General features: G+C 60.8%; 22 protein-coding genes. 13 read left to right on the top strand and 9 right to left on the bottom strand.

What is annotated here, in order from left to right:
• Window positions 1–7: 7 nt before the first annotated feature.
• The 5 genes from J3D54_RS22050 (at window position 8) to J3D54_RS22030 (ending at window position 6,176) form a co-directional block, all read left to right on the top strand.
• Window positions 8–1,654, top strand: a complete 1,647-nt coding sequence (locus J3D54_RS22050) for a bifunctional 3-(3-hydroxy-phenyl)propionate/3-hydroxycinnamic acid hydroxylase (RefSeq protein ID WP_253422612.1) — start codon at window positions 8–10, stop codon at window positions 1,652–1,654.
• Window positions 1,655–1,678: 24 nt separating this feature from the next.
• Window positions 1,679–2,527 (top strand): VOC family protein, encoded by an 849-nt coding sequence (locus J3D54_RS22045; protein WP_253422611.1) that lies wholly within the window; start codon window positions 1,679–1,681, stop codon window positions 2,525–2,527.
• Window positions 2,528–2,603: 76 nt separating this feature from the next.
• The gene (locus tag J3D54_RS22040; RefSeq protein WP_253422610.1) at window positions 2,604–4,082 is read left to right on the top strand and encodes an aldehyde dehydrogenase family protein; all 1,479 of its coding nucleotides are present in this window, start codon (window positions 2,604–2,606) and stop codon (window positions 4,080–4,082) included.
• 87 nt (window positions 4,083–4,169) lie between these two features.
• Complete coding sequence (locus tag J3D54_RS22035; RefSeq protein ID WP_253422609.1) at window positions 4,170–5,162, top strand: helix-turn-helix domain-containing protein; 993 nt, start codon at window positions 4,170–4,172, stop codon at window positions 5,160–5,162.
• Window positions 5,163–5,411: 249 nt separating this feature from the next.
• Complete coding sequence (locus J3D54_RS22030) at window positions 5,412–6,176, top strand: ABC transporter substrate-binding protein (protein ID WP_253422608.1); 765 nt, start codon at window positions 5,412–5,414, stop codon at window positions 6,174–6,176.
• 70 nt (window positions 6,177–6,246) lie between these two features.
• Here the strand turns inward: J3D54_RS22030 and J3D54_RS22025 are convergent, their stop codons facing one another.
• The 4 genes from J3D54_RS22025 to J3D54_RS22010 are packed head-to-tail and all read right to left on the bottom strand — an operon-like array spanning window position 6,247 to window position 10,555.
• Window positions 6,247–7,782, bottom strand: a complete 1,536-nt coding sequence (locus J3D54_RS22025) for an amino acid ABC transporter permease/ATP-binding protein (RefSeq protein WP_253422607.1) — start codon at window positions 7,780–7,782, stop codon at window positions 6,247–6,249.
• Window positions 7,783–7,831: 49 nt separating this feature from the next.
• Window positions 7,832–8,629: a transporter substrate-binding domain-containing protein gene (locus J3D54_RS22020; protein ID WP_253422606.1), complete on the bottom strand. Its 798-nt coding sequence runs from the start codon at window positions 8,627–8,629 to the stop codon at window positions 7,832–7,834.
• A 26-nt stretch (window positions 8,630–8,655) separates the two neighbouring features.
• Window positions 8,656–9,705 (bottom strand): isopenicillin N synthase family oxygenase, encoded by a 1,050-nt coding sequence (locus tag J3D54_RS22015; protein WP_253422604.1) that lies wholly within the window; start codon window positions 9,703–9,705, stop codon window positions 8,656–8,658.
• A complete protein-coding gene (locus tag J3D54_RS22010; RefSeq protein WP_253422602.1) occupies window positions 9,698–10,555 on the bottom strand; it encodes a sugar phosphate isomerase/epimerase in 858 nt (285 codons plus the stop codon). The genes J3D54_RS22015 and J3D54_RS22010 overlap by 8 nt, the downstream gene beginning before the upstream one ends.
• A 301-nt stretch (window positions 10,556–10,856) precedes the next feature.
• Between J3D54_RS22010 and J3D54_RS22005 the strand changes: the two genes are divergently transcribed.
• Window positions 10,857–11,675, top strand: a complete 819-nt coding sequence (locus J3D54_RS22005; RefSeq protein ID WP_253422600.1) for a DeoR/GlpR family DNA-binding transcription regulator — start codon at window positions 10,857–10,859, stop codon at window positions 11,673–11,675.
• Window positions 11,676–11,679: 4 nt separating this feature from the next.
• Here J3D54_RS22005 and otnI read toward each other — a convergent pair whose 3' ends face one another.
• The 5 genes from otnI to ltnD form a co-directional block, all read right to left on the bottom strand.
• Complete coding sequence (otnI, locus tag J3D54_RS22000) at window positions 11,680–12,462, bottom strand: 2-oxo-tetronate isomerase (protein WP_253422598.1); 783 nt, start codon at window positions 12,460–12,462, stop codon at window positions 11,680–11,682.
• A 21-nt stretch (window positions 12,463–12,483) separates the two neighbouring features.
• Complete coding sequence (locus J3D54_RS21995; RefSeq protein WP_253422596.1) at window positions 12,484–13,944, bottom strand: SLC13 family permease; 1,461 nt, start codon at window positions 13,942–13,944, stop codon at window positions 12,484–12,486.
• A 204-nt stretch (window positions 13,945–14,148) separates the two neighbouring features.
• On the bottom strand, window positions 14,149–14,787 hold the full coding sequence (locus tag J3D54_RS21990; RefSeq protein ID WP_253422594.1) for an aldolase: 639 nt from the start codon (window positions 14,785–14,787) through the stop codon (window positions 14,149–14,151).
• Window positions 14,784–16,076 carry a 3-oxo-tetronate kinase gene (gene otnK, locus J3D54_RS21985; RefSeq protein ID WP_253422592.1) on the bottom strand — a complete coding sequence of 431 codons (1,293 nt, stop codon included), beginning with the start codon at window positions 16,074–16,076 and terminating at the stop codon, window positions 14,784–14,786. Before otnK ends, J3D54_RS21990 begins: the two co-directional genes overlap by 4 nt.
• 10 nt (window positions 16,077–16,086) lie before the next feature.
• Window positions 16,087–16,992, bottom strand: coding sequence for an L-threonate dehydrogenase (ltnD, locus tag J3D54_RS21980; protein WP_018928932.1), 906 nt, complete (start codon window positions 16,990–16,992; stop codon window positions 16,087–16,089).
• Window positions 16,993–17,445: 453 nt separating this feature from the next.
• Between ltnD and J3D54_RS21975 the strand changes: the two genes are divergently transcribed.
• From J3D54_RS21975 to J3D54_RS21945, 7 genes are read left to right on the top strand one after another with little or no spacing between them, the layout of a single operon-like run.
• Complete coding sequence (locus tag J3D54_RS21975) at window positions 17,446–19,320, top strand: 3-dehydroquinate synthase (RefSeq protein ID WP_253422590.1); 1,875 nt, start codon at window positions 17,446–17,448, stop codon at window positions 19,318–19,320.
• Window positions 19,317–20,207, top strand: coding sequence for a UbiA family prenyltransferase (locus J3D54_RS21970; RefSeq protein ID WP_253422588.1), 891 nt, complete (start codon window positions 19,317–19,319; stop codon window positions 20,205–20,207). Before J3D54_RS21975 ends, J3D54_RS21970 begins: the two co-directional genes overlap by 4 nt.
• The gene (locus tag J3D54_RS21965; protein WP_253422586.1) at window positions 20,204–20,977 is read left to right on the top strand and encodes an EboA domain-containing protein; all 774 of its coding nucleotides are present in this window, start codon (window positions 20,204–20,206) and stop codon (window positions 20,975–20,977) included. The genes J3D54_RS21970 and J3D54_RS21965 overlap by 4 nt, the downstream gene beginning before the upstream one ends.
• A 36-nt stretch (window positions 20,978–21,013) precedes the next feature.
• Complete coding sequence (locus J3D54_RS21960; protein ID WP_253422584.1) at window positions 21,014–21,898, top strand: TatD family hydrolase; 885 nt, start codon at window positions 21,014–21,016, stop codon at window positions 21,896–21,898.
• Window positions 21,895–23,127 carry a metabolite traffic protein EboE gene (eboE, locus tag J3D54_RS21955; RefSeq protein WP_253422582.1) on the top strand — a complete coding sequence of 411 codons (1,233 nt, stop codon included), beginning with the start codon at window positions 21,895–21,897 and terminating at the stop codon, window positions 23,125–23,127. The genes J3D54_RS21960 and eboE overlap by 4 nt, the downstream gene beginning before the upstream one ends.
• Window positions 23,117–24,562 carry an alkaline phosphatase family protein gene (locus J3D54_RS21950; RefSeq protein ID WP_253422580.1) on the top strand — a complete coding sequence of 482 codons (1,446 nt, stop codon included), beginning with the start codon at window positions 23,117–23,119 and terminating at the stop codon, window positions 24,560–24,562. Before eboE ends, J3D54_RS21950 begins: the two co-directional genes overlap by 11 nt.
• On the top strand, window positions 24,541–25,680 hold the full coding sequence (locus tag J3D54_RS21945) for a hypothetical protein (RefSeq protein WP_253422578.1): 1,140 nt from the start codon (window positions 24,541–24,543) through the stop codon (window positions 25,678–25,680). The genes J3D54_RS21950 and J3D54_RS21945 overlap by 22 nt, the downstream gene beginning before the upstream one ends.

Below are 25,680 nucleotides of genomic sequence, written 5' to 3'. Positions count from 1 at the left end.
AACAATAATGACACCCCTCAAAAACATCAGTACGCACGTCTTGATCATCGGCGCCGGGCCCACCGGGCTGACCCTGGCCAACCTGCTCGGCCAGGCCGATGTGGACACCTTGATCATTGATCGCAAGCCCGGCACGGTGACCGAGCCACGGGCCGTTTCAATCGATGACGAATCCTTGCGCACCATGCAGGCCGTCGGGCTGGATGAAGCCGTGTTGCGAGATGTGGTGCCTGGCTATGGCGTGCACTATTTCACTCGGCCCGGTGGCCGCTGCTTCGGCAAAGTCGAACCCACCGGCAAGTTGTATGGCTTCCCCAAGCGCAATGCATTCCGCCAGCCACTGTTTGAAGGCACCCTGAAAACGGGCCTCGAGCGTTTTGCCAACCTGAAGGCACGCTTCAACCATGAGTTGCTGGAGTTCAATCAGGACAACCACGGTGTGTGCGCGCTGATTCGCGATGCCGATGGCGAGTTGATGGAAGTCAACGCTACTTACCTGGTCGCCTGTGACGGCGGCCGTAGCCCGGTGCGCAAGCAACTCGGAATCGAGATGGTTGGCTCAAGCTTCTCCTCGCGCTGGCTGGTAGTCGACACCGATCAAGATGACGATCCATTCTGGCAAACACGCGTGTACTGCGATGCACGCCGTCCTGTCGTTGAAGTACCCGGCCCCCACCGCACACGCCGCTTCGAGTTTCTACTCAAACCAGACGAAACGGATGAACAAGTGCTCAGCGACGCTCGCCTGCAAGCATTGCTTCACCCGTTCAAGGGCAGCACCCCGACGTCCATCGTGCGCAAGACCGTTTACACCTTCCACGCCCGGGTTGCCCAGCGGTGGCAGGTCGGCCGCGTGTTTCTCGCCGGCGATGCCGCGCATCTGACCCCACCCTATGCCGGACAAGGCATGAACAGCGGTGTTCGCGATGCCCATAACCTGGCCTGGAAACTGATCGGCGTGCTGAAGGGCAAAATGGCTGAAACGGCTCTGCTGTCATACGAAAGCGAGCGTCGCGATCACGCCTGGGCACTGATCAGGCTGGCCTTGAACCTCGGCGTGGTCATGGCGCCGGCAACCGTCTTGCGCGCTCGCTTGATCAGCGGCGCATTTGCTTTGATCGGTCTGCTGCCACCGTTGCGGGACTATTTCCTGCAAATGCGCTTCAAGCCTAAACCCCGGTTCACCAAAGGGCTGGTACTGACCGAAGGTAAAGCCGGAAAACTGTCCTGTGGGCACATGTTCCCTCAACCGATGCTCACCGATGCCCAAGGCCAGGAATCGCTGCTCGATGCCTCGATCGGCGCCGGCTTCGCCTTGATTCAGTACGGCGACCACAGCCGCCAACGCATCGATGAACTCCAGCATGGCTTGTGGTTCCACCTTGAAGCCAAACGCATTCTGATCCTGCCCGAGCCTGTCAAAACCATGCCTTCGATGCCTGGCTGCACGGTGCTCCATGACCGCCAGGGGTTGCTCAAAGAAATACTGGGCGATTCAAACACTTTCTTGCTGCTGCGCCCGGATCGCTATATCGCCGCCATCTTCGACAAGGCCGGCGAAACAAAGGCTGCCGAGTCGCTGCAGTCGCTGTTCGGCATCGCGCAGGCGCGAAACCAGACAGCCGAGTCGAGTATCGCGCCGGTCTTTCCCTGAACCCTTAAAGCTACGGAGGTGTTTATGCAAACCCTACAGACCTGCACCCCTGCGCGCCTGTGCTACCTGCATCTGGCGAGCAAGGAGCCACAACGACAAATCGATTTCTACCGGCGCATGCTGGACATGGAAGGCCTGGCGCAGCCCGATGGCAGCTGGATACTCAGTGGCCCGCAACGCACCATGCTCGTGTCGCCCGCCGATCACAGTGGCCTGCTCGCGGCGGCCTATGACCTGGGCGATCAAGCTCGACTGGGTGAACTGCGCGTTCGCCTGATCGGGCACGACTGTGCGGTCGAAGACATTGACTCACCGTTGCTCGAACCGGGTGCCTTTCTGATTCGTGACCCTCAGGGTCGGCAAACGGTATTTGGCGTGTCCCGCATTGATTCCGGTGTCGACCGCCAAGGCATGCCGGGCCGCCTGCAGCACGTGGTATTTCAGACCACTGAACTGGAAGCCATGATCGATTTCTACGTCAATAAGGTCGGGTTTACGGTGTCGGACAATGTCGTCGACGAGCAGACCGGCCAGCTCATGGTGTGCTTCCTGCGCTCGGACGATGAGCATCATTCGCTGGCATTTTTCCGTGGTTCGAAAAACGAGTGGGACCACCACTGTTACGAAACCAATGAATGGAACGACATCCGCGACTGGGGTGATCGCTTTGCCAAGGAGCGCATCACCATATTCTTCGGCCCCGGCCGACATGGACCGGGCAACAATCTGTTCTTCATGGTCGTCGATGCCGATCGCAATCGCCTGGAGTTTTCCGCCGAACTCGAAATGACCGATGCCGCCCGCCAACCCGGTGTCTGGCCGCAGGAGGAATACACGCTCAATTCCTGGGGGCGTGCCTGGATCAGGAGCTGAGCACTTTTCTACAGACAAGGTTTTGCATCATCCACTTCCTTAATCGACGCGGCCATCTGCCTCCAAAGGTAAGACTATGACGACTCAACATTTCGCCCCCTTCGCCATCAACGGCGATCAATACATCAACGGCACCTGGCGTGCAGGTCGTTCCGCGCGACGCCTGGATGACCGCAACCCCTTCAATGGCGAACAACTGCTGGAAATGCCGCTGGCCTCGATTGCCGATCTCGACGATGCCTATCAGGCTGCACATCGTGCGCAAACGGCGTGGGCACAGCTGCATCCGACACAGCGCGGTGCGCAACTGGAGAAACTCGCTCACGTCATCCAGAACCGTCGCGATGAAATCATCGACTGGCTGATTCGCGAGTCCGGCAGCACGCGCATCAAGGCGAGCATGGAGTGGCAGTTCACCCTGAACCTGGTGCGTGAGTGTGCAACGTTGCCGATGCAGGTTGAAGGACGGATCCTGACGAGCTACAAGCCCGGCGAACAGAGCTTTGTCTTTCGTGAACCGCTGGGGGTGGTCGGGGTGATCAGCCCGTGGAATTTTCCGTTGTATCTGAGCATGCGTTCGGTGGTCCCGGCACTCGCGCTAGGCAACACGGTAGTGCTTAAACCCGCCAGCGACACGGCGGTAACAGGCGGCCTGCTGATTGCCCATCTGTTCGAAGAAGCCGGCTTCCCGAATGGTTCGCTCAATGTCGTGGTCGGCGCGGGTTCGGAGATTGGCGATGCCTTCGTCGAACATCCGGTACCGAGCCTGATTTCCTTTACCGGCTCAACCGATGTCGGTCGCAATGTCGGCCGCATTGCAACCGGCGGCAAACACATCAAACGCGTTGCGCTGGAGTTGGGCGGCAATGCTCCGCTGGTGGTCCTGGGTGACGCGGATATTGATATAGCCGCGCACGCGGCGGTGGTCGGGCGCTTCCTGCATCAGGGCCAGATCTGCATGAGCGTCAACCGGGTAATCGTCGACCGCTCGCTGTATGCAGACTTCACTGCGCTGGTGGTGGAGCGAGTGCGCAAGCTCAAGACCGGCGACCCGGCCAACGCAGACACCGTGATTGGGCCGGTGGTCAATCAGAACCAGCTCGATGGCCTGTTGCGTAAAATCGATGCTGCCGAGAACGCGGGCCTCAAGCGGCTCTGTGGCGGTCCAGCCTGCGGGCTGGTATTGCCTGCGCACGTCTTCGGTGAAGTCGGGGCCGATCAGGAACTGGCACGCGATGAAACCTTCGGGCCGTTGCTGCCACTGCTGATCGCAGAAAACGAAGCGCATGCCCTCGAGTTGGCCAACGCCAGCGAATATGGCCTGTCCAGCGCAGTATTCACCCGGGACATGGCCCGCGGCTTGAACTTTGCCCGTGGTATCGTGGCCGGGATGACCCATATCAACGACATCACCGTCGACGACCAGCCCAATGCGCCCTTCGGCGGCGAAAAGAACTCCGGTCTCGGGCGGTTCAACGGTCACTACGCCCTGGATGAATTCACCCGTGCCCATTGGGTCACCTGGCAACCGGGGAGCCATCACTACCCTTTCTGATTCTTGCTCGATACTGACCGGACTAACATTGGGCAAGTGTTGACCCATTTGCCCAATCGATAAAAACAATAAGAAAAGAGGCGAAAAATGAGTCATTTAGCCTGTGTGTCCACCGATCAGGTTGTTCGCTCCGACCGACTGATGAAGTGGAAAGAGTTCATGAGTGATCACCTGGGTCGCACGCCGGACTACATCAAGCGCCTGGAATCGACATTCATCGATCCGTTGCATAACAGCAACTTTCAGGGGCGGCTGGAGTATGGCGATCTGGGTCAACTCGGTTTCTGTCGCATGACCGCCAGTGCCCATCGCTATTCGCGCCATCTGAGCAAAGCGGTCGATTCACTCGACACGCCGCGCATGTTGATCCTGCAGATTGCCGGGGTCAGTCATTTCGAGCAAGACCGGCACAGCAGCGCGTTAGCGCCTGATGAGATGCTACTGGTCGACAGCGGCCGGCCCTTCAGCGTCACCAGCACGCAAGGCTGCGAACACTTCATCCTGCTCTTCAAGGGGCCGGCCGGACAGCCACCTCAGGCGGGCGATGTTCACCTGAACGGGCGCAATGGATTGGGTCGGATGTTGATGCATCTCATCAGTGATGCTTACTGCCAGTACCCACTGCTCAACAACCATTCAGCCAGGCTGATCGGTGACAGTATCGTGGGGCTTCTGGATAACGTGCTGAAGAACAAACAGGAAGAAAAGCAACTCGAACACGATTTCCGCTTCTTCAAGCAAAACCGCCTCAAGGCCTATATCGAACGCCACCTGGCTGACCGCGACCTGACCATCGAACGCATCGCCAACGTCGAGCAATGCTCGGTGCGCAGCTTGCACCGCGCATTTCAGGAGGAGCTCGGCTGCAGCATCAGCGAATACATCTGGCAACGGCGCCTGTCGCGCTGCGCCGAAGATCTTCGCAGCCGGGAGCATGCCCATCGCTCACTCACCGACATCGCCTTTGCCTGGGGTTATGGCAGCAGCGCTCACTTCAGCAGGCAGTTCAAATCGGCGTTCGGCATGTCGCCCAAGCTATTCCGTGATACCCAGGCCCCGCTCCTGACGCCAGCAAGTTAAGCCATCTCACAGGCCATCCGGACCTTGACCGTGCGCCACCTGCTGCTCGCCCATTGTGATACGGACGCACAACAGGCACTGCACCCGCAAATCACATTCACTTGGAGGGTGGATGTGTCCCGCCGCAAAGTCTGCGTAGAATAGGGTGTCGTTGCCGGATCCAATAAAAAAACAAACTCATTATCTCTGTGATTAATACCACTGGTGAATTGTGGTTCTCCTCTACTTTCAATGCCTGAATGATCAACCATGAGCGGGAGTTCACGACTCTCGACTGCCCGTACAAAGGCACTTTGCTGGTTTTGTCTGTCGGTCTCGCTGCTGATTGCCTGTCACGCGAGCGGCGCGCCCTTGCCGCTCGAACTGTATATCCCGGACGCTCCGCCCCTGACGTTCGTCGATGGCGCCAAAGGCCACGGCATGGTCGGTGAAGCCGTGCTGACTGCCATTGCCAACGCCGGTTATGTCGCGCAAGTCCATGTGCTTCCCTGGGCCAGATCGCAGAAACACGTCAGCGAGACTCAGGACATCCTGATCGCCCCTTTGTCACGCACGCCGGAACGTGAGGATCGCTTCACCTGGATCGCGCCGATCATGCTCATGGAGCGCGCTTTTTTCAGCCTTGACCGGCCGGTGAGCAGCTTCGAGCAAGCGAAGCAAACCTACCGGGTGATCGGCGTCGGCCTGGGCAGTGCGCAGGAGGAAATCCTCCGCGCACAAGGCTTCAGCGACGATCAGATCCGCCCCCTGACCATTGGCGACAACCCCGCGCAGATGCTCTTGAAAGGTCGCATCGATGCCTGGTTCAACGGTGTCCCGGAGAGTCGATACATCTGGCCGAAAGTGTCTGAACACACACTGCACATGAGCCCCGTCATGAGCAGAGCGGACCTCTACCTGGCTTGCTCGAAGCAGTGCTCCGCCCAACTGGTGCACGACCTGCGCAAGGCGATTGAAACGCTTCGCAATGACGGCACCCTGGCGCGCATCCAAAGGCGCTATTCGTCGCCATAACGCAACGCAGCAGCGAGGGATGTGCGGCCGATCCAACGGGCGAATTCTGATAGCGCACAGCTAAATGCATTCAAGACAGGCATCCCTCCTCCTCCGGCGCCTGCAACCCCATGAACCGCCGCACTCTATGAGCCTCGGGCTTCCCGCGGATCGCCTGTGGTGATGCATCCAGCTGAATGTGACCGTTTTCCATGAAGATCACCCGGTCGGAAATCGACAGGGCAAAGTCCATCTCGTGGGTGACAATCAGCAGGGTCATGCCTTCGCGCGCCAATTGGCTAATGACCGTGAGCACCTCGCCGACCAGCTCCGGATCCAGCGCTGAGGTGGGTTCGTCGAACAGCAGGATATCCGGGTCCATGGCCATGGCCCGGGCAATGGCCACGCGCTGTTGCTGGCCGCCGGACAGTTGATGCGGATATTTGTGGACATGTGCCAACAGGCCGACCTTGTCGAGTAGCTGACAGGCGCGTTGTTCGCTCAGTGCGCGACCGGCACCGTGATAACGGGGAGCGAGGCTGATGTTGTCCAGCAGTGTCCGGTGCGGGAACAGGTTGAAGTTCTGGAACACCATGCCGATGCGGCGTACGCCCTGACGAATCCGACGGCTATCCGGTTTGTCCCAGGCATTGATAAAGCCCTCGCCGAACAACAGGATTTCGCCCTGATCGATGCGCTCCAGGCCATTGACCGTACGAATCAGTGAGGTCTTGCCGGAGCCGGACGGACCGATGATCGAAATCACCTGGCCACTTTGTACCTTCAGGTCGATGCCCTTGAGCACATGATGATCGCCATAGCGTTTGTGCACGCCCTGCAGTTGCAGGGCCGGGGCAGCGCCTTTGGCCGGGGGCTTGAGCTTGTTGGACACCACAGGCGCCAGGCTGCCACGCAATACCTGCGCGGAGGCGCTGTCGAGGGTTTGCGGTGTCCGCAGGTTGAGGTCCAGGTAGCGTTCCAGACGCTGCAGGGCAAAGCCGAACAACGTGACGATCAGCACGTAGTACACACCCACCGCCGCCAGGGTTTCCATCACCAGGAAGTTCTGCGCATACAGGCGCTGACCGACGGTCAATAGTTCGGTCAATGAAATCACCGAGATCAACGACGTCAGTTTGACCACCGTGATGTATTCGTTGATCAAGGTCGGCAGTGAGATACGAAATGCCTGGGGAATCACAATCAGCCGTTGCAGGCCGAACAGGCCGATACCCAAGGCACGGCCGGCTTCCTTCTGGCCCTTGGCGACCGAAATCAGCCCGCCACGATGAATTTCGGCCATGTAGGCAGCCTCCGTGATCACCAGCGCCAACAGGCCGGAATAGAACGGTACCGACAGCACCGGCCCGGCACCGGGCAGCAGCTGCGGCAGGTTGTAGATGAAGACCACCAGCACCAGCAACGGAATGCTGCGAAAGAACCAGATGTAGAGCGCCGCCGGTAATCGCAGCCAGGGTGAGCCAGACAACTTGGCTGACGCTAGAACAAAGCCCAGCAACATCCCCAGGAACCAGGCCAGGGCGCTCAGTTCGATGACGGTCAGGCTCGCCGCCCAGAAGTCAGTCATGGAGAACAGCGAAATAAAGTAAGACCAGTCGAATTGCATAGACACCTCGTGCACGCCGCGCCCTCCAACGAGGGCGCGGCTTCAGCCATTACTCGGAGACCGGTTCCAGATCGTATTTTTTGAGAATGGCAGCGTACTCACCGCTGGCTTTGCTGTCGGCCAGCGCCTTGACCAGCGCCTGATAAGTAGCATCGGCGTCTTTCTTCACGTAGATGCCCAAGGTCTGCGGGTACACCAGCTTCTGCGAGCTGACCACGACCCGCCCGTTGGTACGCTGGGCGATCATGTGCGCGGCACCGGCGATTTCCACCTGGGCCTGAATGTTTTTCGACAGCAGTGCCTGCGTCACTTCAGGGGCCGAGGGGTATTCGTTGACGGTGATCGCGCCTTTGTTGTTCGGAACGCAGTAGTCACTGGACAACTGGTTGAACTTGGCAACCCAGGTGGTGCCCTGCTCCAGACCGACCTTCAGGCCGCACAAGTCCTCGGGAACCTGCGGGCTCAACTCACTGCCCTTGGGCACCATGATCGCGGCGCCGGTATTGGCGTAGGCGATGGTGCGGGCCTGGAGCTGGCGTTCGGGGGTGATGTACATGCCGGAAATGATCGCGTCGTAATGCCCGGCGTTGAGGCCGTTGATCAGATTGGGAAACTTGGTGTCGACGAAGTTGGCCTTGACGCTCATCGCCTTGGCCAGGGAATGCGCCAACTCAGGGTCGGAGCCGACCACATTCTTGTCAGCATCGTAGGACTCGAACGGCGGGTAGGTGATTTCCATACCGACTTTCAACACACCGGGGGTCGCGGTGCTGGCGAAGGCGGCGTTGGCGCAGAACAGGCCGGCGGCGAGCAGGCTCAGTTTGGTCAGAGCGTAGTGGCTTTTCATCGTGGGAAGCTCCGTGGGTTGTTTTTTTAGGAATGAGGGGTGGTGTTCTTCAGGTGGCCGAAGCTCGATGGCTTTCGGGCCCGTGACGGCAGTTCAAGCTCGCCGTTCTCCACGCGTTTGCGCAGGTACTGGTAGGTCTGCAAGGCCTGGCTCCACATGTGTTCACCAATCGCCAGCGCCTCGTATTCCTGGGCATCCCTGGCGAAGGCCGGCAACGGCTTGATCAGCGTGTGATAGTCGCAGGCGTAGAACAGCGGGAAGCTGTAGCGCTCCTGAGCGACCTTGCGCACCCGGTGGGCAGTGGCCACAAAGGCACCCGCGGTCATGACTTCCAGCATGTCGCCGATGTTCACCACGAACGCGTCGGGTAGTGGCGGTGCGTCGATCCACTGCCCCTGATCATTGAGCACCTCCAGCCCCGGCTGATCGGCGTGCAGGATGGTGAAGCACTCGTAGTCGGTATGCGCGCCGATACCCGGAGCGTCGACAACATCGGCGTCGAAGGGATAATGGATCAGCCGCAACTTGGAGGGCGGGCGAGTCACCAGTGCGTCGAAGTAGCCCTCCTCCAGCCCCAGAGCCAAGGCGAAGCCATCGAACAACCGGCGGCCTAGGGCGAACACCGCCTGATAGTAGTGTTGTACCGCGCTCTGGAAGCCCGGCACCTCGGGCCAGTGGTTCGGCCCTAGCAGCGGTGTACGGTTGAGGAACAGCGGGTCATCCACGGGCACTTCGAAGCCGATATCGAACGCTTCCTTGTGATCCGGCTTGCCCTTGGAATACACCTCCTCACCTTCGGGCACGAAGCCCTTGTGGCTTTCTGAGGCACCGATGTAGTGGCGCATCTTGGCCTCCAGCGGTTGCGCAAAATAATCCCTGGCCGCCTGGTGCAGGCCCTCGATCAGCGCCGGATCGATGCCGTGCCCGGTGATGTACAGAAAACCCACATCGCTGGCGGCGCGGCCCAGTTGCTCGGCCACCACCAAGCGGTGCTCCAGTTCGATGCTGAAGAGCCCGGCGATATTCACTACCGGAATGCTGTTGAAGTTGGCCAGGGTTGGCGAGGTATTACGCATGGCGGGCTCCTTCACGGGTGAAACGGTCAAAGTGTTCGCGCTCGGTCCGGGCCATCCACTGGTTCAAGGTCCAGAGGTCAGCCACCGGCATGTTGGTGAAGGGCAAGTGATGCAGATAACCGTCGGCACCGAACTCCGGGGTCAAGCTGCTGACCGGGTAGCCCCGTTCGCGCTGAGAGGTCCAGACGGCCTCCCAATGGTGCTGATGAAACGCCAATTCACGGGCATATTCCGGGGCGGCGGGATGGGGGACTTGCGGGCCCTGGTCATAGCCGACCCGAGCCTGAATGTGATGCACGCGTTCGACGAAGGCCGAAAGATCGTCGGCCGGATCGTCCAGCAGTCGCTCACAGCACACCACCCAGTGGCTGATGTCACTGGTGAAACGCAGGCCCGGCAGTTGGCGGATCAGCTCCAGGGTCACCCAAGGGCTGTAAAGGGAACGGGCGCGATGTGTCTCGAAACTGCAGAGCACCCCGTGCCTGGCGGCCAGTTCCAGGGCCTGGCCGAAAAATTCGACCTGCAATGCCTGCGGCCAGCGATCGTTGCCTGCCAGCAGATTGACGAAACGAGGGGCCAGCTCCGAGGCCCAGCCCAGTTTGCGATCAATGTCGGCCAAGTGTTGGGTGGGCGTGGCGTTCTGGTCGGGCAATACATCGTAGGCACTGAACAGGGTGCAGATGTAGGGGACTTGGTTGCTGCGCAGGAAAGCGCCGAACTCGCCACGCTCATCAGCCTGCAGTGGCAAGCGCGCCTCTAGGCCATCGAAGCCGGCGGCGAGCAACTCATCCAGGGCCTGTGCCTTGCTGGCGGTATAGCCCCATAACGTGCGGAAAATTTCTAGCTTCATGCATTCCTCTCGGCTGCGTCAGGCCTCCAGCTGTTTGGGCTGACGGCGTTACTGGGCAGTCGAAAGGGGGTGCTGCGGGCCGCTGCTCTGCTGGCTGCGGTCCCGTGTGACGAATCCTAAGGCTATGGCGACAAGCGATTGAATAGGCTGCAGCAAATAGTTAGTTCAGAAAATCATGAACTAAGAATTGAGGCTGCCGCCACCAGAACAGTGATCCGCACAACTCGTTCCTTTACTGTAGATTCGCTACTATGTGGGTCCCGCTTTCCTTGTCTGCGGATTTCTTCACTCTGGAGCCCGAATGCCTAGTCAAAAGGACATCGCCGCCGACAGCGGCGCACCGATGATTCCTGAACAGCGCCGTGAATTGATGCTGCGCCAATTGCGCAAGCATCAGGTGCTAAGCGTTCATCAGTTGATGGAAATGTTCGATTGTTCGCACATGACTATCCGCCGCGATATCGCGCTGCTCGAACAGGAAGGCCGCGCTTACTCGGTCACTGGCGGCGTGCGAATCGCCAGCCAGCTCCACAGCGAGCCCAGCCATCAGTTCAAGGCGGTGGTCGAGTTGCCGCAGAAGCAGGCGATGGCAAAACTGGCCGCACGCCTGCTGCATGCTGATATGACGGTTTATCTGGATGCAGGGACGAGCACCCTGGAAATCGTCCCGTATATCAAGGCGCTGTCCGGCATGACCGTGGTGACCAACGACTTCGGGATTGTCCAGGCGCTGATCGATGCGCCCCATGTCACGGTGATTCACACTGGCGGGCAGTTGGATCATTCGAATCAATCGTGCGTGGGCGGGCTGGCGGTGGCCACCTTGCGCCAGATCGTCACCGATATCGCCTTCATCTCCACCAGCTCCTGGGATTTGCGTCGCGGCCTCACCACGCCTTCGGCGCTGAAGGTGGAGGTCAAGCAAGTCGCGATGCAATCGGCCTCACAAGTGGTGCTGGTGGCCAGCAGTTCGAAGTACGGCACATTCAGCATGTACCGGATCGCCGGGCTCGAGCAGTTCGACATCATCCTCAGCGACGACGCGCTGACTCCTGCCGCGGCTGATAGCATCCGCAAGCAAGGCGTCGAACTGCTGTTGCCCTCCGACAACAACCTGTAAGGCGTTAGCGCGCCTTCCAGTCACGCAACCACTGCAGGCCGGCCGACGTGTTGCCACGGGGCCGGTATTCGCACCCTACCCAGCCGTCATAACCCAACTGGTCGATCAACTCGAACAGGTAGGGATAGTTGACTTCGCCCAGGTCCGGCTCATGTCGATCCGGTACGCCGGCGATCTGGATATGACCGATGCCGGCGAAGTCCCGACGCAGTTTAGTGGCCAGGTCACCTTCGACGATCTGGCAGTGGTAACAGTCGAACTGAACCTTCAGGTTACTGGCGCCCACTTCCTTGCAGATGGCCTGGGCCTGATCCTGGCGGTTGAGGAAAAAGCCCGGCATGTCGCGTGTGTTGATCGGTTCCAGCAGCACCGTGATGCCAGCCTTGGCGGCCTGCGCGGTGGCGTATGCGAGATTCTCCAGGTACACACCGTGATGCCGTGGTCGATCGCTTTCCGACGGCAGCAACCCGGCTATCACATGGATGCGCGAGTTGCCCAGCACGGCGGCGTATTCCAGTGCGCGATCGAAACCGCTGCGAAACTCACTCTCCCGGCCCGGCAACGACACCGTGCCCCGCTCGCCCGCCGCCCAATCGCCGGGCGGTGCGTTGAACAGTGCTTGCACCAGACCGTTATCGCTCAAGCGCTGTTTGAGTTCCTGGGCGCTGTAGTCGTAGGGAAACAGGTACTCCACCGCTTCGAAACCATCGGCGGCCGCGGCGGCGAAGCGATCCAGAAACTCATGTTCCGGATAGAGCATGCTGAGGTTGGCAGCAAAACGAGGCATGGTAGCTCCTTGGACAGAAGGTTAGACAAACGGCCAGATCAGCAAGGTAATACCGAAACCCAACGTGCCGAGCAAGGTGGTCAGCACGGTCCAGGTGCGCAGGCCGTCGGCCACGTTCAGCCCGGACAGTTTGGTGAAGATCCAGTAACCGGCATCATTGATGTGGGACATGGCCAACCCGCCACCGCCCATGGCCAGGCACAGCAGCGCCATGTGGTTCGCCGTGAGGTTGAGGGTCGCGATCAGCGGGCTGATGATGCCGGCAGTGGTCACCAACGCCACCGTGGTCGAACCCTGAACCGCACGCAGCAGCATGGTCAGCAGAAAGCCCAGCGCGAGCACCGGCAGACCGGTGGTGCGCAGCAAATCGGAGACGACGGCGCCGATGCCGGTGTCCACCAGCACCTTGCCGAACACACCGCCGGCGCCGGCAATCAGAATCACCATGGCCACACCCGGCAAGGCCGAACCGATCACGTCAGACACCTGAGTACGGCTCCAGCCCCGACGCGAGCCCAGCAACCAGGCACACAGCAAGGTATCAATCAGCAACGCCACCAATGGCGCACCGAGTACGGTCATGATGCCGCGCAGGACCGAGTCGGCCGGCAGCAACGAGTTGGACAGTGTCCCCAGCAGAATCAAAATAATCGGTAACGCGATCAGGCTGACGATCATCCCGAATCCCGGTGCTGGCGCCGGCGGCAACTTCGAGACAATGCTGCTGGTAGCCTCTTCCAGGCCCATGTGCGATGCGGCCACGGCCGCTCGTTCGGCGCTCTTGCCGTTGCCATTGGCCCAGGCGGCCAGATCCTCGTTGGTGACATGCGGGCCATAGACTTCGGCGCGGATATCGTCGGTCATCGGGTACACCCGACGGGTCATACGCCCGGCCACGCGGTAGCCGACATAGCAAAGGAACGCGGTCAACGGCAGGCCGAACATCAACACACGACCGAGGTCGGCGCCCAACTGGCTGGCAGCGGCCACCGCCCCCGGATGCGGCGGCAGGAAGGCGTGTACAGTCAGCAACGCCGCACACATCGGCAACGCGAACACCAACAGCGGCTTGCGCGCACTGCGAGCGACGCCATAGGCCAGCGGCATCAGGATGATCACGCCGACCTCGAAGAACACCGGTACTCCGACCATGAACCCGGCAATCGTCAGCGCCAGCGGCGTGCGTCGATTGCCGAAACGGCTGATCAGCGTCTTGGCCAGCGCCTCGGCGCCGCCGGAGAGTTCGATGATCCGCCCGATCATCGCGCCCAGGGCAATGATGATCGCGATATGACCCAGGGTCTTGCCCATGCCGCCTTCGATGGTGGCGACCAGATCAGCCGGCTTCACCCCGGCCACCAGCGCCACCAGAATGCTCACCAGCATCAACGCCACGAACGGCTGGAACTTGTACTTGAGCACCAGAAACAACAACAGAGCGATCCCTAGCCCCGCGGTAACCATCAAGATTAACGGGCTCATTTCACAAGCCCTCCGCGCCGGCTGAACACAAGGGTGCTGCAACCGGGTCTGAAAATGCCGCAGTGAAGGTGAGTCATGCCTGGATGTCCTCTTGTTATTGTATTTTTCAGGCAAGCCGGGGTCGTGGGAGTCGCTGCACGTCTCCCGAACAGGGCCCGCTTTATCGGTCTTTCGTGTTCTATCGTTTGAAGAAAAGTCAGCGCCCTACCACTGCGCGCCGAAGGCCGCTCGCAGCTCGTCCAGTGCTGTCTGGTCGAGCGGGTCGGGCTTGGGATTGCTCATCAGCCACAACCGCGCGGTTTCTTCGAGTTCTTCCAGGGCGTAGCTGGCTCTGGACACCGAACTCTCCCAGACCACCGGCCCCAGCCGTTCGAGCATCACGCCGCGAACGCTGTTGGCCAGTTGTGCGACCTGTTCGGCAACCTTTGGCGAGCCGGGACGCTGGTAGCTGATCAACGGGATATGCCCGACTTTCATCACCTGATACGGCGTCAGTGGCGGCAGGATGTCGTTCGGCTGCCAGACACCCGCCAGGGTCAATGCCACCAGATGAGTGGAGTGGGTATGCACCACGCCACCGACACTCGGGTTGCGGTCGTAGACCTGGCGATGCAGCGCCAATGTCTTCGACGGCTTGTCACCGGAGACCCATTCACCGGCCAGATTGACCTTGGCGATGGTCGCCGGATCGAGGCGACCGAGGCACACGTCAGTCGGCGTGATCAGCCAGCCGTCATCCAGCCGTGCGCTGATATTGCCGGCGCTGCCGACGGTGTAACCGCGCTCATAAAGGCTGCGGCCAACGTCGCAGATTTCTTCGCGCAAGGCATTTTCATTACTCACGAAACACCCTCCGCCAGTTGCTTCAAGGCTTTGCTGAAGAAATCCCGAGCACCGAAGTTGCCCGACTTGAGCGCCAGCGCCAGAGGCTCATCGGTGCTGCTGACCGTCGCCGGCACACCCGGATCGATCTGCGCGCCGATCTGCAGCAGTTGCACACCCAGCGCCTGAACCACCGCGCCCGAAGTTTCACCGCCGGCGATCACGAAGCGCCGCACGCCGCTTTGACGCAAGCCTTGGGCTATTTCGCCAAACGCGTTTTCCACCAGGCTGCCGGCCTGTTCGACACCGAGCTGCTGTTGCACCGCCTTGACCTCATCCGGCGAACTGGTGGCGTAGATCAATACGGTTTCTTCATGGCCCTTGGCGAACGCCACGGCCTGGGCAACCACCGGTTCACCCGCCGCCAGGGCCAACGGATCAATCCGTAGCGCTGGACGACCGGTTTCGAGCCAGGCCGCCACTTGCCCATTGGTAGCGATCGACGCGCTGCCGGCCAACACCACTTCACCGCCCGATACTGCCGGGAGTTTCGAGGCATCGAGGTCCCGCAGTTTTCCGGCGCGACGGAAGTTTTCCGGCAAGCCCAGGGCCAGCCCCGAACCACCGGTGAGCAACGGTAAGTCGGCGCAGGCGGTGCCGAGGGTGTACAGATCCTGGTCCGACAAAGCATCGGCAATCGCCATGCCGACACCTTGGGCCCGCAGCTCGGCGATGCGCCCGCGTACTTGCTCGGCCCCTTGGGCGATGGTGTCGTAACGCAACAGGCCAACGTTCAGACGCGTCTGCGATTGCAGCACCCGAACCAGGTTGGCATCGGTCATCGGCGTCAGCGGGTGATGCTGCATGCCCGACTCGCTCAACAGCTGATCCTGCACGAACAAGTGGCCGCGAAAAATTGTCCGGCCATTCTCCGGAAACGCCGGGCACGCCAGGGTGAAGTCGCTGCCCAGCGCCGCCAGCAGTGCTTCGCTGACCTGGCCGATATTGCCGGCGCCGGTGGAATCGAACGTCGAGCAGTACTTGAAGAAAATCTGTTCGCAACCTTGCTCACGCAGCCAGGCCAGCGCGGCGAGGGACTGCTCGACTGCTTCGGCGACTGGAAGGGTACGCGACTTCAGGGCGATGACGATCGCATCGGCATCAAGCCCGGCCGCCACTTCGCTGCGCGGAATGCCGATGCTTTGCACGGTGCGCATACCGCCGCGCACCAGCATGTTGGCAAGGTCCGTGGCGCCGGTGAAATCGTCGGCGATGCAGCCCAGCAAGGGCCGTGCAGGGGTTGTGTTCATTGGGCGTTCCTCAAACCGGCTCGGTCTTGGCAGTCGGCAACTCGATGCCGGGGAAAATCTTGATCACCGCCGAGTCGTCCTCACGCCCGAAGCCGGCACTGGAAGCCTGCATGAACATCTGGTGAGCGGTGGCCGACAGCGGCAGCGGAAATTTGCTGGCCCGGGCGGTATCCAGCACCAGGCCCAGGTCCTTGACGAAAATATCCACCGCGGACAACGGCGTGTAATCGGCCTTGAGAATGTGCGGCACGCGGTTTTCGAACATCCAGGAATTACCGGCGCTGTGGGTGATCACTTCGTAAAGTGCATCGGCATCGACCCCTTCACGCAGGCCCAACGCCATGGCTTCGGCAGAAGCAGCGATGTGCACCCCGGCGAGCAGCTGGTTGATGATCTTGACCTTGGAACCCAGGCCATGGCTGTCGCCCAGGCGATAAACCTTACCGGCCATGCCTGCCAGGACGGCTTCGGCCTTGGCGTAAGCGTCGGCCGGGCCGGACGTCATCATGGTCATTTCACCAGCGGCCGCCTTGGCCGCGCCACCGGAGATCGGGGCATCCAGATACAGCAAGCCTTGGGCGGTCAGGCGCTGGCCCAAGTCGACAGCATAGGTCGGGGCCACGGTGGCGCAACCGATCACCAAACTGCCAGGGCGCAACGCTGCGACGGCGCCACCCTCGCCAAACAATACGGTTTCGGTCTGCTCGGCGTTCACCACCACGGTAATGATCACGTCGCACGCCGCGGCCATCTGTGCGGGTGAAGAACATGCCACGCCGCCCTCCCCGGCAAACTGTTCAGTCACCTGCGCACGCACATCACAGGCATGCACATTGAAACCACTGCGCAACAGTGAGCGGGCAATGCCCAGCCCCATCGCGCCCAGACCGACAACACCGACATTCTTGTTATTCATGGGGTACTCCTGAGGGAAGCAACGACCTGTTCCACGCCGACAAAGCGCAGGTGACGAGGCCGCGATGTAGAGGTGGGCACCGGCGGCATGGCCAGCAGATCGCCCAACACCATGGCAGCTACGATCGCTTGACACTGGTTGAGCAGATAATCCACCAATGAACAGATTATGTGAAGTGTTTTTTTAAAATAACATTTTTTAACATCGACTCAGTGGCACCCGTCGCCGCGATGCACTTGCGTAGCAGCTGCCGCGGGTAAAAAAATCAGATTGCCATCAGGTCGCCTTGCAAAAACACAACGACCGTCTAAGTTCAGAACTATCTCTACAGGCGTAACCAAACCGTACATAAACCAGCCCCTCAGGCGAGAGAGTCTATTGATCTAAAACCGACCAGCCGCTGCTTATCACTACTGACACGGAATCAGTCATAACAACAAAGAGGGATGCTTGATGAAGCGCAGCCATGGGTATCGTGCGTTCTCGCAAAAGGGGCCGGCCGGACATTTCTGGCTGTCACTGCTTTGCTTCTCAGGCCTGGTGATCGCCAGTTTTCTGTTGTTCGAACAACAGATCCAGGACTTCCTGACCCATCTCAACCTGTACCAGCCCTCCACACCCACCCAGAAACTCAACCTGGCACTGCTGCTGATCGCCCTGCTCGCGCTGGACGTGGTGCTGCCAGTGCCGTCGAGCATGGTCGCGCTGCTGGCCGTGGCCATGCTGGGCGGTGTTGGTGGCTATCTGGTGATTTTCATGGGGCTGTGCCTGGGCGCTGGGCTGGGTTATGCGCTGGGGGCCGGTTACTTTCGTCTGCTGTCCGGTCGCCTGGGCCTGCATCAGCGCCAGCCGGGGCAGCTGGCATACAAGCTGGGTACGCTGTCGTTGATCTGCCTGCGCGGCGTGCCGGTATTGGCGGAAACTTCAGTGGTGGCCGCCGGGATGCAGCGTTATCCGCTGCGCGCATTTTTGTGGGTTACCACCTTGGCCAATGCCGGCCTGGCACTGGCCTACAGTGCCATCGGTATCTACCTCGTCGAGCAGAATGCGCTGCTGGTGACGCTCCTCGCCAGCATGGTGTTGCCGGGGCTGTTTATCGCCGGGTACAGCCTGTTCAAGACCTTGCGCAAACACGACACGGATGGCCCCCTGCGAGGGCGCTTCGACGTCCGTTACGACTACCCGGTGGTGTTCACCGATCACCTGTTCGAGCCGTCCAATCCGTGTCTGCACCGTCAGCTCACCGCCCAGCATCGCGGCCCGGTGACGGTGCTGGTGTTCGCCGATGAACAACTGCTGCAAAGCGCCCCACACCTGTTGGATCAGATCGATGCCTACTTTGCCGCGCATGCGGCGGACCTGCACTTGCAGGCCGCACCCATTGCGGTGCCGGCCGGCGAACTGAGCAAGGACTCGCAGGTGTTGCAACAGCTCTACAGCGACATGTTGCACCATGGGCTGGACCGACATTGTTATGTCCTGGCCTTGGGCGGCGGCGCGGTGCTGGATGCGGTGGGCTACGCCTGTGCCACCTTCCACCGTGGCATTCGCCTGATCCGCATCCCGAGCACTGTGCTGGCCCAGAACGACGCCGGCATCGGTGTGAAAAACGGCATCAATGCCTTCGGCCAGAAAAACCTGCTGGGGGCCTTCTACCCCGCCACCGCGGTGATTAACGACTTTCAGCTGCTGACCAGCCTTACCCGCCGCGACCAGATCGCCGGGCTGGCCGAGGCAGTCAAGGTGGCGCTGATCAAGGACCAGGCCTTCTTCCAATGGATGGAGCTACAGGCCGACGCCCTCGCCCACTTCGATCACTCGGCCAGTCGATATGCTATTCGCCGCTGCGCCGAACTGCACCTGGCGCACATCACCGGCGCCGGCGACCCCTTCGAACGCGGTAACGGACGGCCACTGGATTACGGGCACTGGGCGGCACACAAACTGGAAAACCTCAGCCAGCACCGACTGCGCCATGGTGAAGCCGTGGCGGTGGGCATCGCCCTGGATGGACTCTATGCCAATGCCCTGGGACTGTTGAGCGATGGCGACACCGAACGGGTTCTGAACCTGCTGCTCAAGCTCGGCTTCAACCTGTGCCCGCCGGAACTGACCTTGAAAGATGCGCGGGGACGCTCGCTGGTTCTGCTCGGGCTGGAGGAATTCCGTCAGCACCTGGGCGGGAAACTCTCCATCCCCATGCTCAGCCGGATCGGCGAATCGGTGGACCTGCATGAAATCGATGCCGCGCGGATGGAGCAGGCGCTGCAACGGCTGTCCACCCGCATCGACCCCGCGCTCACCCTCAGCGAGGGCTGCGCGCAATGAGCCAGACACCGCTGAACCTGAAAACCTGGATGACCCTCGGCCGGGTATCCAACCTGCCCACGGTGTGGACCAACACCCTGGCCGCCGCCCTGCTCGCCAGCAGCGCCGGGGCCCTGGCGCCGCCGTCGTCGCTGGTGTGGATCCTGCTGCTGGCCGCGCTGTCGCTGCTGTATTTGGCCGGTATGTTATTGAATGACCTGCTGGACGCCGACTGGGACCAACAGCACCACAACCCGCGCCCCATCACTTTGGGTCTGGTCAGCCGCCAACAAGTGGGGCTGGCCACTGCGCTGTTGCTGATGCTGGCCGCCGCCTCGGTACTGGGCCTGAGCCGGCTGATCGAGCAACCGCACTGGTTGCTGGGCAGCGCCACCCTGCTGGTGGGTTGCATCCTCGGCTACAACCTGCTGCACAAGAAATACGCCCACAGTGTCTGGTTGATGGGCGCCTGCCGCTCGGCCCTCTACCTCACGGCGGCGGCCAGCCTGGCGGTGCCGCCGGAGCCGATCTGGCTGTGCGCCATTTTGCTTGGCGTCTACATCAGCGGCCTGACCTACCTGGCTCGTCAGGAACACGATAACCAGTTGCTCAGCCGCCTGCCTCTCCTGCTGATGTTGAGCCCGCTGGCCCTGACGATCTATTCCGACAACGCCTGGTTCTGGCCGGTGCTACTGCTCTGGCTTGGCTGGCTGGGCTGGCATTACTGGCACCACTTGGCCCACCCGCAGCAACGGCAGGTCCGCGCCTTCATCGGCGCTGGCCTGGCGGCTCTGCCATTGTTCGATGCCCTGGTGTTGGCCGTGGCCAATCAGCCACTGGGCAGCCTGTTATGCATTCTGGTGTTTTTCCTGCTTCCACACTTCCAGCGCTGGATCAAACCGACATGAACATGGACGTCACTGCGTCGCCACTGACGGCACTCGATATGCGCCACGACTGCCTCGCCGAACAACACCAGGCCCTCACGCAACAGCTCGATGACGCCGAGCTGCAGTGGTGGCGCCAGGCACAGGAGCGGCTTGCCCAACGCCCGGACGCCAATACCGCGGCGCTGTTGAGCAGCCAGTGCAAGCGCAACCTCAAGCAGCCGCCGCTGCCGCTTAATCCCGGCTGGAACAACGTCCAACTGGCGCGGGCATTGTTGCTCGCTCAGGTCCTGGAGCAACAGCCCCTCGCCGGGCAACTGCCCTTGCTGCGCCAACTGTTTCTGTGGGGCGACGACCAAGAAAAAATCGTCACCCTGAAGGCCCTCGACTGGCTCGACAGCCGTGGGCTCTGCGTAGAGCTGGCCCTGCAGGCCGGGCGTACCAGCAACAGCCAGGTGTTTGCCGCCCTCGCGCTGGACACCCTTTACCCATCGCGCCATTACAGCGAACGGGCCTTCCATCAATTGGTGCTCAAGGCGCTGGGCATGGGGCTCGACGTACGCCGCCTGATCGGCCTGACGCAACGACACAGCGTCACCCTCAACCAGTTGGCCCTCGACCTGCTGGACGAACAGCTTGCTGCCGAACGAACGGTGTCCGCCGGGCTGCCCCGAGTGATCGCCTTCGATCTGCTCAGCCCGGCGCAACACCAGCGTCTGGCCGGGCTGAATCAGCAGCAACGCTTGCCGCCGGAGTGGCACGAGCACCTGGCTGGCACCTCACTGAACTGACACTCAACGACTGCTTTTCCTTGACGAGGTTTTACGATGCTCAAGTACTTCGACCCGCATATTCATATGGTCAGCCGTACCACCGATGACTACCAGAACATGGCCGCCGCCGGCATCACCGGGGTAATCGAACCGGCCTTCTGGCAGGGCCAGGCCAGGACCAGTGTCGGCAGTTTCATCGACTACTTCGACACTCTGTTGGGCTGGGAACGCTTTCGCGCCAGCATGTTCGGCATCCATCACTTCTGCACCATCGGCCTCAACCCCAAGGAAGCCAATGATCTGTCGGTGGCCAATGAAGTGCTGGAGATTCTGCCGCGCTACCTGGTAAAAGACGGCGTCGTGGCGGTTGGCGAAATCGGCTACGACGACATCACCCCCGAGGAAGATCGCTTCCTCGCCGCTCAACTGGAGCTGGCCAAACAATTCAATTTGCCGGTGCTGGTGCACACCCCACACCGCGACAAGATCGGTGGCACCAAACGCACCCTGGCGGTGATTCGCGAAGTCGGGATTGCCGAGCACCTGGTGATCATCGACCACCTCAACGAACTGACCCTGCCGCTGGTGCTGGACAGCGACTGCTGGCGCGGCCATTCGATCTACCCCAACACCAAGATGTCGGAACAGCGCATGGTCGCCCTGTTGAAGGAGTACGGCACTGAGAAAATGGTGGTCAACAGCGCCGCCGACTGGGGCATCAGCGACCCGCTCAAGGTGCCGAAAACCGGCGAAGCGATGCTGGCTGCAGGCTTCAGTGAAGCCCAGGTCGAACAGGTGCTGTTCCACAACCCCGTAGACTTTTTTGCCCAAAGCGGCCAACTGGACAAGGCTCTGGTCAGCACCCCGCTGCCCATCGACCAGCGTCGGCAGTGGCAGGACAACTCTGCCCTGCGTGGCCAGGAACCGGTGATCAAATGAGTGCCGGCACGGGTTGGGCTGCCGCGCAGGTCGGTTATTGCAGCAACGTGCACCCGACCCGTGACCTGGCTGGGCTACGGTCATCCATCGAGCGGCATTTTCAGGGCGTGCGCACCCTGCGCGGCCTGAACGAGCAAGACAGTGGGCTGTGGATCAGCGCCCTCGCCGCGGCCGATTTGCAACAGCCGTCGGCTCGCGCGGACTTTCTCAGTCTGCTGCAACGCAGCGGGCTACGGCTGACGTCGCTTAACGGTTTTCCTTATGGGAAATTTCATCAGGGCGCGGTGAAAGCCGAGGTCTATCTGCCCAGTTGGGCCGAGCCTGAACGGCTGGCATATAGCCTGAATCTGGCGCGGATCCTCGCCGATGCCCTGCCGCCGGACTGTCGCCAGGGCGTGATTTCCACCGTGCCGCTGGGCTATGCCGCCAGCTGGAGCCCGCAGTTACAACAGCAAGCCGAACATCTGCTGCGCCAACTCACGGCTTCGCTGGCCAGGCTGCATCGGGAGACCGGTAAGAAGATCGTGTTCTGCCTGGAGATGGAGCCGGACTGCGTGCTGGAAAACACTGACCAGGCGATCGCCTTCTTCCACCGCTACCAAGCCAGCGACCCGCACCATGACTATCTGGCGCTGTGTTTTGATGTCTGCCATCAGGCTGTGGTTTTCGAACACTGCTATCAGTCGCTGGAAAAGCTGCGCCAGGCCCGAGTACCTGTCGGCAAGATTCAGTTGTCCAACGCGCTGATTTGTCGCCTGCCCACTCAAGACGCCAAGCGACGCGAACACGTGCTCAAGACCTTGAGCGATTTCGCCGAAACCACCTACCTGCATCAAGTCAAAGCCCGCGATGCGCAGGCGCAGTTATCGGGCTGGGCCGACCTTCCCGCAGCACTCGACGATTGCGCCAACAACCTGGGGCAGTATCCCGAACTGCGGATTCATTTCCACATTCCGCTGTTTAGCGATCACTTGCTGCTGCCCGAACTCAGCGGCAGTCAGATCGCCCTGTCGCAAACCTTCGACTTTCTCGCAGACCATGGGGATTTTCGTCCGGTGCTGGAAGTGGAAACCTACAGCTGGGGCGTCCTGCCCGCGCAACTGCGGCCCGACACCGAGCACGCCCAACTGCAGGGAATCGCCGCGGAACTGCACTGGGTAGAAGACCAATTGCGCCAGCGCCAATTGCTGCACCCCCAAGTGCGGGAGGCGTACGCCGATGCCCTCTGAAAATCCGCGCCAACCGCTGCTGCTGATCAACGTGGTCGGACTGACCCCGGCGCTGCTGGGACCGGCGACGCCACACATCAATGCCCTGCTGAAAACGGCAAAAATGGCCAGCCTGCAACCAGTGTTTCCGGCCGTCACGTCGACGGTGCAGGCGTCGATCCTGACCGGTCTGTCGCCGTCGGAGCACGGCATTGTCGGCAATGGCTGGTATTTCCGCGACCAGGCCGAAGTACGCTTCTGGCTACAACCCAACGCACTGATCCAGGGTGAAAAGGTCTGGCAGGCGCTCAAGCGCGAGCTCCCCGGGTTTCGCTGCAGCCAGTTGTTCTGGTGGTACAACATGTACGCGGACGTGGATGCCGCCATCACCCCACGCCCTCATTACCCGGCCGATGGCCGCAAGATGTTCGGTCTGTATTCGTCACCGGCCTCGTTGCATGAGCGTATCGAGGAGCAGATCGGCGAATTCCCGTTTCCGGGTTTCTGGGGCCCGGCGGCCGGTATCGCGTCGAGTCGCTGGATCGTCGACTGCGCCATTGCCGAGTTCCAGATCGATCGACCTGACTTGCAGTTGGTCTACCTGCCGCATCTCGACTACTGCCTGCAGCGACTGGGCCCCGATCATCCGTCGATTGCCGACGAAGTGCGGGCCATCGACAGTGAAGTGGGTCGCCTGCTGACCTTTGCCCAGGAGCAAGGCGCGGCGGTGATGTTGTTGTCCGAATATGGGATCGAAGCGGTAGAGCAATCCGTATCGATCAACCGGTTGTTGCGCTCGGAAGGCTTGTTGCAAGTGCGCCAATCATTGACCTGGGAATTGCTCGACCCCGGCGCCAGCGCGGCCTTTGCCGTGGCCGATCATCAGATCGCACATGTCTACGTGAAGCAGGCGTACGACATCCCTCGCGTCAAAGCGCTGTTGCAGCACCAGCCCGGCATCGAGCAGGTGCTGGATAAAGCCGAACAACGGGCCTGGCAACTGGATCATCCGCGCAGCGGCGAGCTGGTGACCGTGGCCGCGCCGGGTTACTGGTTCGATTACTACTACTGGTTCGACGATCGCAAGGCACCCGACTTTGCCCGCACCGTGGACATCCATCGCAAGCCCGGCTACGACCCGCTGGAGCTGTTCATCGACCCGGCCATTCGCTTCCCCAAATTGAAAGTGGCGCGTCGCCTGCTGCAGAAAAAACTCGGCTTTCGCTACTACATGGACCTGATTCCGCTGGACACCCGCCTGGTCCGTGGCAGCCATGGCCGCCTGCCCGACAGCGAGAACACCGGCCCGCTACTCATCACCAATTGCGATCTGCCGTTGCCGCAGTGCCTTGCGGCCACGGCAGTGAAGCAACTGCTCCTGGAACACTTCCTGGGGCACCCACACACCGACCCGGCCAATGCCAAGGAGCTTCCATGCGGCGAGCCATTTCTATAACAGTTCTGAGTACCCTGGCCGGTTTGGCTCAGGCTCAGAGCACGAACACCTTCGACTGCAGCAACTTCCTGCAGTTTGGAGGAGACGTCGACAAGACCCGGGCCGCGTTTGCGCAGAGCCCCGAGACCATGGCCTGGAACTGGTTTGTCTGCTTGAACCAGCCCGCTGCCGCGGGGAACCCCAACCGCGAGTGGGAATCGATGAAACCCTCCGACCAGGTCTACCTGCCCAATGGCGCCAAACCCGCCCCTTATGGCACCCCCGTGCCACCCCCGAACGCGGTAGTTACACAGGCCAAGGCACTAGGAATGGATCTGTCCCGAACCTTCCATAACCTCAAAGCCACCCAACAGGTCGATGGCTTGATTCTGCAAATGGGCGGAGCGGTGCCCGCGACAGAAAAAGGCAAACCCGTACGCTTTCAGCTGCTGATGGGCCAGGGCACGTTCGATTACATCGTGCAGAAGCAGGTCTACAACATGAACGGCCAGGCCGCCCTGACCAGCAATCTGGAGTTTCCGCCCATTGCCTGGGAGTTGAAATCCTCCTGGCTGTGGATCGGCTCCGACGCGACCTACAAACAGAAACTGGAGAAAGACGGTTACTACATCGCCCAGGCCTATTACCTGCAAGACGGTAAATACAAGGTCGGCTATGCCGCAATGAGCGGCTTGCACGTCGTCAACAAACTGAACGCCAACTGGGTCTGGACCACCTTCGAAAACGTCAACAACAGTAAGTACACCGTGACCAATGCCGTGCCGGCCACCCCGATAACCAACACCACAGGACCGACACCAGCCGCCAAAACGGTCAATACCAGCTTTCAGGCCGCTAATCCCGCTCTGGCGAAGTACGAACTGATCGGGGTCGAATTCCAGCCCATCACCCAGGTGCTGGCCAACTCCCAGCTGGAATCGGCCTTCCAGAACACCTCGTCCTGCCTAGCCTGCCACGGCACCGCCGCCTACTCGAACCAAAAGGGTTACTTCAATTTCGCCCTGAAAGAACAGGGCGGCATTGTCTACCCCACCACCCCGCTGCCGAACTCGGCCTTCGCCGGTTACAACAAACTGGATTTTGTCTGGTCGTTGAAACACGCCCAGTGGCAACGCTAA

This window comes from Pseudomonas sp. GGS8 (genome assembly GCF_024168645.1).
Taxonomy (GTDB): domain Bacteria; phylum Pseudomonadota; class Gammaproteobacteria; order Pseudomonadales; family Pseudomonadaceae; genus Aquipseudomonas.
The sequence above is the reverse complement of the archived record's forward strand: the minus strand, read 5'-3'. Positions and strand labels throughout refer to the sequence as shown.